The sequence below is a fragment of the Chryseomicrobium aureum genome (genome assembly GCF_043182735.1).
Taxonomy (GTDB): Bacteria; Bacillota; Bacilli; order Bacillales_A; family Planococcaceae; genus Chryseomicrobium; species Chryseomicrobium aureum.
The window spans coordinates 148,310-160,303 of the sequence record NZ_CP171117.1 but is presented as its reverse complement, the minus strand read 5'-3'; the positions used below and the strand labels follow the sequence as shown (position 1 = coordinate 160,303).

Below are 11,994 nucleotides of genomic sequence, written 5' to 3'. Positions count from 1 at the left end.
GTCTATCTCTCTCCTTTACGGGCGGCTTTGCCCAGTTTTCGTGTAATTTCTAACCATTGCTTGAACTCTTCTTCATCAAGTCCACTAAAGTAGGCTTTCATTCGTTCTAAATGTTCAGGAAAAGCTGTTTCCATAAGAGCTTGTCCTTTATTGCTTAGTTCTATATAAATTACCCTTCGATCGTCTGAACATACAGTGCGTGTGATAAATTCTTTCTTCACTAGTTTGTCTAATACATAGGTTGTACTGCCACTTGTGATCAAGACATGCTTCGCTACTTTCTGAACTGGCTGTCTTCCTTGGTGATATAACAGTTCCATCACTGAAAATTCTGTGGCATGAAGACCATGCTTTGTTGCATCTTCTTTAATGCGTTGATGAAAGGCGCCAGACGTTCGAACGAGTGCTTCAATTGCTAAACCAACTTGTTTCGTGTCCAATGCAATACGCCTCCTTTATCTTGATTTCAAGATAATTGTAGCAGTTTTCAAATGTAGCGTCAAAAAAAGAGCTTGAACGGATGCCCAAGCTCTTTTCTTTATACGTGCTCAATAATCATTGCAATTCCTTGTCCTCCACCAATACATAAACTCGCCACACCGTATCTCAGCCCGCGCTCTTTTAATTCATACGCAAGGCTAAGCACAATGCGTGCCCCACTTGTTCCCACAGGGTGTCCAAGTGCGATGGCCCCACCGTTGACATTCGTTTTTTCTCGGTCTAGACCTAACTCTTTTTCTACAGCCAGATACTGTGCAGCAAAGGCTTCGTTCACTTCAAACAAATCGATTTGTTCAAGTGACATGCCTGCACGGTCGAGTGCTTGTTTGATAGCTGGTACAGGACCAATTCCCATAATTTCAGGATCCACTCCGGAAATCCCCCAAGATACGATGCGCGCCATCGGTTTTAATCCGTGGCGATCCACTGCATTTTTGCTTGCGATCACCAGACTCGCGGCTCCGTCGTTGATGCCACTTGCATTTCCTGCTGTAACTGTTCCATCTTTCTTGAAGGAAGGACGCAGCTTTCCAAGTGTCTCGGCCGTTGTCTCTGGCTTGATGTGTTCGTCTTTATCCACCACTAGCGTCCCTTTACGGGTTGCCATTTCAAATGGCACAATCTCTTTGCCGAAGCGACCTGATTCACGGGCAGCTGCAGCACGCTCATGGCTCAGTGCTGAAAACGCATCTTGTTCGTCACGTGAAATGTCGTACATCTCGGACAGTTTTTCTGCCGTCATCCCCATGCCATTTCCAGTGTAATCATCGGTCAACGTCGATAACAGCATGTCTTCAAACTTCATCGGACCGAGTTTGGCTTGATGGAAGCGGCTGCTAAAATTCGCATAAGGTGCCATCGACATGTTTTCTGCTCCCCCTGCCAGCACAATTTCTGCTTCTCCAAGTTGAATCATCTGTGCCGAGGAAACGACAGCTTGTGTTCCCGAGCCACACAGGCGATTGAGTGTCAGTGCTGGAACTTCTTTCGGGACGCCTGCTTTTAGTCCAATGTGACGTGCAAGATATGCTGCATTGGTGTGCGAGTGAATGACGTTGCCGTAAACCACGTGATCAATTTGTTCTGGCGTGACGCCTGACCGTTTCATCGCCTCTTCTGCTGTGACTTTTCCAAGCTCATCCGCTTGAATCGTTGAAAACGATCCCCCGAACGCCGTAAAGGCTGTACGTGCGCCATCCAATATGTACACTTCTTTCATGTTGAAACATCCCCTTTGCTCATCCTATATACGATTCAATTACTTTTTAAGTATATCGATTTTCTAGTGAAAAGAACACGACAACAGACGAACCTTTATTCATATGAATAAAAGCCTCGTCCTGACTTTCTTCCGTAGTGACCTGCTCTCACTTTCTTCTTCAATATGAGTGGCACTCGATATTTGGAATCTCCCGTCTCCGTAAAGAGGGTTTCACACACAAATTGAAGTGTATCTAGACCAATCAAGTCAGCTAAAGCTAATGGTCCAATCGGTTGATTCGTTCCGAGCATCATGCCTCGGTCAATGTCTTCTTTTGATGCCAGACCTTCTCCGTAGACAATCATGGCTTCATTCAACATGGGTACCAGAATCCGGTTGACGACAAATAGTGGTGAGTCGAGAACCGTGATCGCCTCTTTCCCAAGAGATGTAATCACGTCCTTCACCGATTGAAGCGTCTCTTCTGACGTTTCTTCCGCTTTGACCACTTCGACCAGCTTCATCAGAGGCACAGGGTTGAAAAAATGCATGCCGACCACTTGCTCCGGACGTTCACTGGCTGCCCCCAATTCTGTCACACTGAGTCCTGATGTGTTCGATGCGAGAATGGTAGATTCTTTACAGATGTCTCCTAGCTGTTTGAATACCGTTTTTTTGATTGCCATCTGCTCCACAATCGACTCGATAATCAAATCGCTCTCTGCCAATTTTTCTATTTCCGTGACGTAGTCGATGCGTTGTACTACTTCTTCCGTCGCCTGTATTTCTTTCCCTTGTTTTTCGTGGATTTTTGATACACTCTTGTGAATACTTTTCTTTGCTTTATCTAAGCTGGTTTGTTCGATATCAAATAATTTCACTTCGTATCCTGACATCGCAAAGGCTTGCGCGATGCCATGTCCCATTGTGCCTGCGCCTAGTACGCCGATTTTCATTCCATTCAACTCTCCTTAAAGAAATCTGGTAAATCACTCGTTGTTAGAGGGAAATTCGGATGACGCTTCTCTTTAAAAGAAGCAATTCCTTCTTTTACATCCTTTTCTCTAGAAGCCCAGTATAAAAACTTGGATTCAATTAGGTGCGAATCCTCTGGATGGTCGGCTTCCCACATCTTATAAAATAGTTGCCTAGTAAAAGAGTTAGAGACAGGGGAAGTGTTTTCTATGATTTCTTTGGCTAGAGAGTGGGCTTTTTCATATGCATCTTCCACGACATAGTTTGCTAATCCTGAAGAAAGCAATTCCTCAGGATAAATCATTCTCCCTGTATAGACCCATTCTAGAGCCTTCGACATGCCTACTAGTCTCGGTAAAAAATAGCCACTTGTAGCTTCTGGACCGATTCCACGTTTTCCAAAAACAAATCCAACTTTCGATGTTTCAGAGAAGATCCGAATATCTGTCGGTAACAACATGGTCGCGCCAATCCCAACAGCCGCTCCGTTCACGGCAGCAATGACAGGTTTTTTGACTTTGTATACCTCTAAACTCACTCTTCCGCCAGTATCTCTAAATTCTTCCAAACTTTCTTCAGATGCAAACACGTCATCACCTGAAGATAAGTCCATTCCAGCACAGAAAGCCCTTCCTTGCGCAGTTAGAATAACGACCCGAACCGCATCGGATTGATCGGCTTCTTTATAGGCCTGGATCAACTCATGCATCATTTGTTCATTAAATGCATTGAGTGCATCCGGTCGATTCAATGAGATGGTTGCGATGGATTCCTCCACATTATATGTAATTGTATTAAACATGGACTGCCCACTTCTCCTTTGCTTTCATATATTCACCTTTCAACGTTTGAATAAGTGTAGATACGGGTTGCGTTTCCTTTACCACCGTCACACCATGTCCAGCAGACCAGATATCTCGCCATGCTTTAGGGTCAATCATGTGTCCGAGATCAACCGACTCTTTTTTCTTTAATGTGGACGGGTCAATATGATTGTTCTTCAAACTAGGTATTAGATAATTTGCATGAACTCCACTGAACGCATCCGTATAGAGAATATCCTCTGTTGTTGATTTGGTAAGCATTTCTTTGTACTCAGGAAATGCGATACTCTCTTGGGTTGCGATAAAGCGTGTCCCCATATAAACCAGGTCTGCTCCGAGTACTTGCGCCGCTAATATATCCTGCCCCGTAGAAATACCACCCGCCAAAATAAGTGTGCCACGCCAAAACTCTCTTACTGCTGAAACAAACGCAAATGGATTAATGATACCTGCATGACCACCCGCACCTGCACTTACAAGAATGAGGCCATCTACGCCGGACTCCGCAGCTTTTTGAGCATGTCTTAAATTCGCTACATCCGCAAACACTTTTCCACCGTATGATTGAACAACCTTAACTACTTTCCCTGGATGACCCAGTGAAGCAATGACTACGGGTGGTTGATATTTCTGAATCAACTCTAGATCTTCTTCTAATCTTCTATTGGTACGATGACAAATATAATTGACTGCCCAAGGTAGTTCGGAAAGCTCTTTTGAAAGCTGCTGCAACCATTCCTCACATTGATCTTTCGTTCGAGCATTTAATAAAGGAATCGATCCTATCAAGCCATTTCGACAGCTAGCAATTACTAATTCTGGACTAGATACGAGAAACATCGGCGCGACAATGACTGGCAATTCTAAACGAGCGTACATCATGCAACCTCCCTTGCTTTTTTGAAGTATGTTCGGTAAATCGATAACAGTATCTCAACGACCACTGCTGCAAAGCTGATTGGTACGATGATGTAGAGCGGATAGACTGGCAATAAATTCCCTGCAACTGGAATAGCCATCTGGTCCTGTATCCCTGATAAAGCAAAGAGGATGCTATAATACGTCAAAAATAAAAATACAACTAGTTCAATCACGTAAATGATGATGCGATTGATTTGTTGAAATCGCTTCGGTAACTTTTCCACCAGTTCACTGAGTCTTGGCAACACCCCAGACTGATAGGCAAATGCAAGAGTCGGAAAAATAGCTAAGGGCATCAAAAAGTATTGAACAATTTCATATGTTCCTTGAATTGGAATTTTAAATACATTGCGCATGGTTACATCTACAACAATCATAAGAACCATGGCGGCTATAGCAAAACTTGCTAAACTTATTCCAACAACACGGAACCAATGTGCGATTTTTTCAATAGTCTTCACTCAAATTCCTCCTATCGCATCTGACTCGGCAACCAAGTAACCAGTTGCGGAAATGCAATCAATAATCCAATGACAACAATGGTTGCCACTACGGCGAACACGGTAGATGTTTTGAACAATCGCTCGATAGGAATTCCCGTGACACCACCGACTGCATACACGCTGATTCCTACTGGTGGGGTCAACATCCCAAGAGTACAAACAACTGTCAACATAATACCAAACCATAATGGATCCGCATTTATCTGATCTAGAATTGGTGTGATGATTGGGACGGTCATTAAAATGACGGCTACTCCTTCGATGAACATAAATAAGAAGAAGTAGAAAACCATAATAATTGTGATAATTAAAAGTGGTGATTCCATGAGAGGTCCTAATAAATCGATAATTTTTCTTGGCACCAGTGACAATGAGATAAATCGGCCAAATAGGGAAGCACCTACTACGATAAACATTGCCATAGTTGTAACTTTAATCGTTTCAACGAAGGAAACTTTTAAAAATTTAAAAGATACCTTTCTTAATACAAGTGCTAATAGAAAAGCGATAAAAGCTCCTACAGCTCCCGCTTCGGTCGGAGTAAAGATCCCCATGTAAATTCCACCAAAAATCGCTGCCACGATAAATGTTCCGGCGAGGACAACTGTGACATATCGCATCACGGGAGTTTCTTCGTTGTTCTCATTTTGGATGGCGTTGGTCGCAAACTCTTTTCCATAGAGTTTTAAATAAACCAATGCTGTCCCAGCAAATACGAACATCATGAGAATCCCTGGTATCATGGCGGCCGTAAAGAGTTGTCCTATTGAAATTTGTGCCACCACACCGTATAAAATCAAGAATACACTTGGCGGAATAATCGCAGACAAAGATCCTGAGGCAGCTGCGAGTGAACCCGCTAAGTGTGGCGGATAGCCTCTTCGAATCAGCTCCGGCACCGCAATCTGCCCAAGAGCAGCAGAAGTAGCCGTTCCCGATCCAGATACACCGCCTAGAAGACCCCCGATGAATACGGTAAGAACCCCTAAAACGCCACCTCTTCCTTTTGATAACTTATACGCGAGATCATAGAGGTCTTTTACAATTCCAGCTTGCATAATAAACTGTGCCATGAGTATGTAGAGTGGAATTGTTGTTAATGAATAACTAGCGACACGGGCAAAGGGTTCACCTTGTAAAAAACCACTCATAATTGTCGTTCCACCGATGAGATAAATGCCAAGAATACCAACGAAAAACAATAATGAACTAATATACATACCTGTAGTTAAGAAATACAGAAAAATTAAAATGACGATAAACAACACAATATTTTCTGTCATACGCTGCCCCCTACGCCTAAAAAGAAGAATAGGGGCTATGGAGCCCCCAAACCTTCTTTTTTCTATTTAATATCCATTACTTCCTGAGGTACTTCTGCACCCGCTTCTACTAAGCTATCTCTCCAAAGGATGGCAATTTCTTTACCTGCATGTCCTTGTGATTCTAAGTTTTCAATCCAGTCTAACCATGTTTTTGTAATAGCTGCCTCTATGTGTACTCGAACGTCCTCTGGAACTTCTGAAAGGTGTTTAAATTCTCCACCTTTGTCGATATTACTTTGACGATTTTCTTCCGTCTCGTCTTTCGTCAACTGCGACCCTTCGACAATCAATCGCTCTGCATTGCTGCGGAAGATATCTTGCGTTTCAGGCGTTAGTTTTGCCCATGTTTCTTCTGTCATCGCTGTATGACCTACGAAATGTCCGAAGTTAGCCCCCTCAATGGTATGCTTGATTAATTCATCAAAACCGAAAGCCATCCAATCTGGAACGTTATAGAAGAAGCCATCTAAAGCATTTCTACTTAATGCATCGTATGCATCTGTAATCGGCATAGATTGTGAAGTAATCCCTAAATTCGTTGATAAGATTTCATGTACGCGTGAAGCGGTGCGCATGCGAACATCTCGACTAAAATCCCCTACCTCATCAAATGCTTTATTCGTCGTAGAAATCACATAAGGTTGTGTTGGTGAGTTTGCGAAAGCCACTAACCCTTTGTCCTCAAATTCGATTTGATAATAGGTTTTCCCATCTTTAATTTCCTGATCACTGTTCATCATCGCTTTCATGGCTTCAGCCGCAATCGTAGAATCCGACTCAAGAAGAGGAAGCATGACTACTTCTGTGTACGGGAAACGCTGTGGATCGTAAGGCGCCATGAGTGTCAAAGCTACATCGATTGTACCGTTCGTCAGTGCGTCATATTCTGTCCCGAGTCCTACAAGCTCCCCAGAGGTAAACGCATTGAAGCTTACTTTTCCGCCTGTCTCTTCATCCACAGAATCCATAAGTGGCTGGAAGAAACCTCGATGCCAAAAGTGTTTATCATTTACCCCTGAAGAAGCATTAAACGTGAGCGACTGTTGTTCTCCTGAAGCACTTCCATCGGCTGTTGCAGAAGATGATGAACCCCCTCCATCCCCACAAGCACCTAAAACTAGAGCAGACATTGCTACGACAGAAAGCCATTTTTTTGAAAGTTTCATCCCATTATCCCCTTTGAATTGTATTTACTTTCATTTGATAAAGTGTTTATGTTGTTTGATGTTCTCGTAAAACATTTTTAAGAACTTTGCCACTTGCATTTCGTGGTAATTCATCTAAGAAATCTATTTCTTCCGGAACCTTATACTTTGCAATATGATGACTACAGTAGGTTTTGACATCTTCTTCCGTGACGTTTTGATTACTCTTTAACACAACATATGCTTTTGGTACTTCTCCATAAATCGGATGAGGGACGCCTACTACCGCAGCTTCTAGAATTTCTGGAATTTGATAGAGTACTTCTTCTACTTCTACCGGATAGACATTTTCACCACCCCTAATGATCATGTCTTTCTTTCGGTCTACGATATAGAGAAGCCCGTCTTCATCGAACCTTCCTAAGTCTCCACTGTATAACCAACCATTGCGAATCGCCTGGTTCGTTGCTTCTTCATTTTTTAAGTACCCATTCATCAATTGCGGACCCTTCACAACAATTTCTCCTACCTGTCCAACAGGCAAGGATTCACCAAACTCATCGACTACTCTGACATCCGTTTGTGGCAGTACTTCTCCCACTGATCCAATCTTGTCTAATGCATAGTGATCTTTAAGCGTGGTAGCCGCTGGTGAATTTTCTGTTTGACCATACAAGTTCTGGACTTTTACGTTTGGATACATTTCTTTTACTTTCTTTACTAATTCATAAGGCATAGGTGCTGCACCATAAGTAAAGAGGCGAAGTTTTGGTAAATTCAACTCTTTCATGCGCGCATTATTCAATAGGATGCTGTACATGGCTGGGACCCCAAAGAAAATTGTGATATCTTCATTTTCTAGCGTATCCATTGCTGTATCTGGTGAAAATGCCTCTTCAATGACGATGGTTCCTCCGGCATAAATAACAGGGATACTAAACACGTGGCTAGCAGCACAATGAAACAATGGTGTCACCACTTGCATGCGATCCTCGGAGTTTAAGTTCATTGCTTCTCCCCAGATTTGAGCGGTCGCTTCTGTCGCTCCGGCACTTAACATGACTCCCTTAGGTCGCCCTGTCGTCCCAGACGTATAAAAGATGACATTTACATCTTTTGCTGTAAGCTCTACAGGTGTATAGACCAAAGAAGTATTATTTAAGACGTTTTCAAGAGATTCCTCTTCGCCGGTCTTTAACACTGTTTCGAACTGTTGAACAGAAGTAGGGATTTGCTTTAACGTTTCATCAAAACGAGTGTCATAGATAAAGTGTTTTGCTTCTGAATGCTCTAGAATGTATTGAATTTCTGGAGGAGCAAGTTTATGGTTGATTGGAAGAGCGGCAAATCCACCTAAATGTGCTGCATAATAAGAAACCAAAAAGAAGTCACTGTTAGGTAATAAGAAAGCGATTGGATCCCCTTTTTTTAACCCTTTGGATTGATAAAAAGCTGCTAATCGCTTTGCCTTTTCATAAAATTCTTGATAAGTTAGCTCTCTTCCATCAAACGATGTAATAACCTTGTCCCCTTGAGCTGCTGCATGCTTTGCTAATTGACCCGTAATAAACATGACTCTACCCCTTTACTTCAATAGTTTGATTAAATAATCTGCATACACTTGTTGAATTTCTTCAATCGATTTTTTTCCATCCTCTTTGTACCACTGTTGAATCCAGTTCATCGCACCGAGTAAAATCATCCGCACCATTCGAACATCCACTTTTTCAAATTCTCCCGATTCAATCCCTCTTTCAATAATTTCATCAAAGAAGCGAGAGTAAATCGCACGTTTTTCAAACAAAGGTTGTAACTGGTCTTCCGCAAACGTTTTGTCTGGACGTATGATCATATTGAATGTTTCTTTTTCATTAATGGCGTAATCGATATGCAGCGCAATCATTTCTCGTAATCGTTCTTCGTAACTTTTATCGCTACTTACAACTTGTTGTATATCCTCATTGGCTCGTGACAGGACCAAAACGTGACATTGAAAAATGAGATCTTCCTTATTGCGGAAGTAATAATAAAGAGATCCTTTCGTCATAAGAAGCTCTGCAGCAATCTGTTCCATAGTCGCTCCTTTAGTACCTTGGCGATTCATTATGGCTATAGCAGAAAGAATGATATCTTCTTTCTTTTTCTTCACTTTCATCTCCGAGCGCTTCATAGCACACCCTCTTTTCTAAAGCTCCAGTTGTTTCGCAATGATGGTTTTCATAATTTCAGTCGTACCTGCATAAATACTTGCAACTGGAATATCTCGATACCTGCGAGCGATTTCATATTCTTCCATGTATCCGTATCCTCCATGTAATTGAAGACATTCAGCAGCGGTTCTTTTGGCCATTTCGCTTATCCACCATTTCGCCATAGAAACCTCTTTCACAATATCTTCTCCTTGAATATGTCTATGGGTTACAGAATTCAGATAATTTCTACCCAATTCTAATTCAGTTGCTATTTCGACTAACTTGAATTGCGTGTTCTGAAATTGACTGATGGACTTGCCAAATGCCTTTCGCTCTTTTACATAATTTCGCGTGATGTCAAACATGACCTCTGCTTCAATTTGGCACTGAATGGCGACTACTAGGCGCTCTTGTTGGAGATGCCCCATTAAATAATAAAATCCTTTGTTCTCCTCACCTAAAAGATTGCTAATTGGCACTTTCGCATCTTCAAAAATCAACTCTCCTGTATCCCCACTATGTATTCCCATCTTGTCGAGTTTTTTTCCTTTTTTGTATCCTTGTGTGCCTGTCTCAACAACTATGAGACTAATGCCTCGATGAGCAGGCTGAGCAGTAGGGTCCGTTTTACAAACAACAATAGCTAAGTCAGAATCAATTGCATTGGTGATAAAGGTCTTTTCTCCGTTTAGAATGTAGTAGTCTCCTTCTTTTCTTGCAGTGGTTTTAATGTTGGCAAGATCTGAACCTGCACCAGGTTCTGTCATAGCGATAGCAGTAATGAACTCTCCACTAATACACTTTGGAAGCCATCTATTCTTTTGTTCTTCGGTTCCCAACTCCACAATGTAAGGGCTTACAATTTCTGAATGAAGACAAACGCCACCAGCTAATCCTTGTCCCACCCGTTCAAGTTCTTCAATCATGATCATTGAGTAAGAAAAATCTAGCCCCAGCCCCCCATATTCCTCTTCAACCCAGGGAAGAAGAAATCCATTTTCCCCCAACTTCGTCCAAATCAATCTTGGAATTTGACGTTTTTCTTCCCACTCTTCATAGAATGGATAAGCTTCTTTTTCTAGCATTTTTCGTAATGACTTTCTGTATAATTCATGTTCGCTAGTGAATTGCAAACTCGTCAATGCTAACTCCCCCCATAATTGTTTAATAACATTTAATTTTCTGATAATTAAGTAAAGTATAAATCGCCTTAACTTCGAAGTAAAGAACTTTTTGAACAAAGTTCAAATTTTAAACTGAATTATAAATTATATATCAAATAGCAATTAGCTGAGCAATACCAATGACTGACTTTTGTTTAATAATTGAACAAATAAAAAAGACCAGCTATAATAGCCAGTCTGTTAATAGTTATTTACATAAATTAAGGACGTTCTTTACCGATTCAGCAGAACGATTAAGGGCTTCTTTTTCTGCATCTGTCAGCTCGAGCTCAATGATTTTTTCAATACCGTCGCCACCTAAAATCGTTGGAACGCCGAGATAAATATCCGAATAGCCGTATTCACCTTCCAAATAAGCAATGGCTGGCAATACTCTCTTCTCATCTTTCAAAATAGCCTCTGCCATCTCTACTAAAGAAGCCGCTGGTGCATAATAGGCACTCCCGTTACCGAGCAAGGAGACGATCTCACCGCCACCTTTTCTCGTCCGTTCGACGATAGCTTCCATGCGATCAGGTGCAATCAAGTCACTCAGTGGAATTCCACCGGCATTCGAATAACGCGTCAATGGAACCATGTCATCCCCGTGGCCACCTAACACAAATCCTGTGATGTCTTTAGCAGAAATGTTTAATTCTTGTGCGACAAATGTTGAGAATCGGGCTGTATCTAATACACCTGACTGGCCAATCACTCGATTTTTAGGGAAGCCTGTGGTTTGATAACAAACATACGTCATGGCATCCACTGGATTACTCAAAATTAACACATAACTGTTCGGTGCATACGTCTTAATGTTTTCAGAAACCGAACGCATGATGGACGCATTCGTCGCCACAAGGTCATCTCGACTCATGCCCGGTTTTCGCGCAATGCCTGCCGTGATGATGACAAGATCTGCATCTCGAATCGATTCGTAATCGGACGCGCCCGTAATATGCGTGCTAAATTTTTGTACAGGACCCGTCTCCAACATATCTAGCGCCTTGCCCTTTGTCGGGTTCTCTTGCTCTGGAATATCGACCAACACGACATCCCCTAGTTCCTTCTGCGCCAGTAGAAAAGCGGTGGTTGCTCCGGTAAATCCTGCTCCGATGACGGCTATTTTGGTACGTTGAAAAGCCATTGTAACGCCTCCTCTGTTTGTAATGAGAAACTACGCCTTCCTATTCATTGTAGACCTTTTCATGTCTTTTCGCGAACGCAAAACGACCCACCCAAAG

Annotated in this window: 12 protein-coding genes; all 12 read right to left on the bottom strand. The window is 42.2% G+C overall.

All coding sequences use genetic code 11. The annotated features are described in order from the left end of the window. Positions 1 to 2: 2 nt before the first annotated feature. Positions 3 to 440 carry a MarR family winged helix-turn-helix transcriptional regulator gene (locus ACF3OH_RS00910; RefSeq protein ID WP_204590831.1) on the bottom strand — a complete coding sequence of 146 codons (438 nt, stop codon included), beginning with the start codon at positions 438 to 440 and terminating at the stop codon, positions 3 to 5. A 98-nt stretch (positions 441 to 538) separates the two neighbouring features. Then, positions 539 to 1,720, bottom strand: a complete 1,182-nt coding sequence (locus ACF3OH_RS00905; RefSeq protein ID WP_204590833.1) for an acetyl-CoA C-acetyltransferase — start codon at positions 1,718 to 1,720, stop codon at positions 539 to 541. Positions 1,721 to 1,815: 95 nt separating this feature from the next. Next, the gene (locus ACF3OH_RS00900; RefSeq protein ID WP_392455385.1) at positions 1,816 to 2,658 is read right to left on the bottom strand and encodes a 3-hydroxyacyl-CoA dehydrogenase family protein; all 843 of its coding nucleotides are present in this window, start codon (positions 2,656 to 2,658) and stop codon (positions 1,816 to 1,818) included. A 5-nt stretch (positions 2,659 to 2,663) separates the two neighbouring features. Continuing rightward, the gene (locus ACF3OH_RS00895) at positions 2,664 to 3,479 is read right to left on the bottom strand and encodes an enoyl-CoA hydratase-related protein (RefSeq protein WP_094942783.1); all 816 of its coding nucleotides are present in this window, start codon (positions 3,477 to 3,479) and stop codon (positions 2,664 to 2,666) included. Next, on the bottom strand, positions 3,472 to 4,380 hold the full coding sequence (locus tag ACF3OH_RS00890) for a nitronate monooxygenase family protein (protein ID WP_094942782.1): 909 nt from the start codon (positions 4,378 to 4,380) through the stop codon (positions 3,472 to 3,474). The genes ACF3OH_RS00895 and ACF3OH_RS00890 overlap by 8 nt, the downstream gene beginning before the upstream one ends. Then, complete coding sequence (locus ACF3OH_RS00885; protein WP_094942780.1) at positions 4,380 to 4,883, bottom strand: TRAP transporter small permease; 504 nt, start codon at positions 4,881 to 4,883, stop codon at positions 4,380 to 4,382. Before ACF3OH_RS00885 ends, ACF3OH_RS00890 begins: the two co-directional genes overlap by 1 nt. An 11-nt stretch (positions 4,884 to 4,894) precedes the next feature. Next, positions 4,895 to 6,208 carry a TRAP transporter large permease gene (locus tag ACF3OH_RS00880; protein ID WP_392455384.1) on the bottom strand — a complete coding sequence of 438 codons (1,314 nt, stop codon included), beginning with the start codon at positions 6,206 to 6,208 and terminating at the stop codon, positions 4,895 to 4,897. A gap of 62 nt (positions 6,209 to 6,270) precedes the next feature. Continuing rightward, the gene (locus ACF3OH_RS00875) at positions 6,271 to 7,416 is read right to left on the bottom strand and encodes a TRAP transporter substrate-binding protein (RefSeq protein ID WP_392455383.1); all 1,146 of its coding nucleotides are present in this window, start codon (positions 7,414 to 7,416) and stop codon (positions 6,271 to 6,273) included. Positions 7,417 to 7,462: 46 nt separating this feature from the next. After that, positions 7,463 to 8,968 (bottom strand): class I adenylate-forming enzyme family protein, encoded by a 1,506-nt coding sequence (locus tag ACF3OH_RS00870; protein ID WP_094942776.1) that lies wholly within the window; start codon positions 8,966 to 8,968, stop codon positions 7,463 to 7,465. A gap of 12 nt (positions 8,969 to 8,980) precedes the next feature. After that, positions 8,981 to 9,565, bottom strand: a complete 585-nt coding sequence (locus tag ACF3OH_RS00865) for a TetR family transcriptional regulator (protein WP_392455382.1) — start codon at positions 9,563 to 9,565, stop codon at positions 8,981 to 8,983. Between the two features lie 15 nt (positions 9,566 to 9,580). Then, the gene (locus ACF3OH_RS00860; protein WP_392456663.1) at positions 9,581 to 10,729 is read right to left on the bottom strand and encodes an acyl-CoA dehydrogenase family protein; all 1,149 of its coding nucleotides are present in this window, start codon (positions 10,727 to 10,729) and stop codon (positions 9,581 to 9,583) included. 229 nt (positions 10,730 to 10,958) lie between these two features. Further along, positions 10,959 to 11,897, bottom strand: a complete 939-nt coding sequence (gene mdh / locus ACF3OH_RS00855) for a malate dehydrogenase (protein WP_392455381.1) — start codon at positions 11,895 to 11,897, stop codon at positions 10,959 to 10,961. Positions 11,898 to 11,994 lie beyond the last annotated feature (97 nt).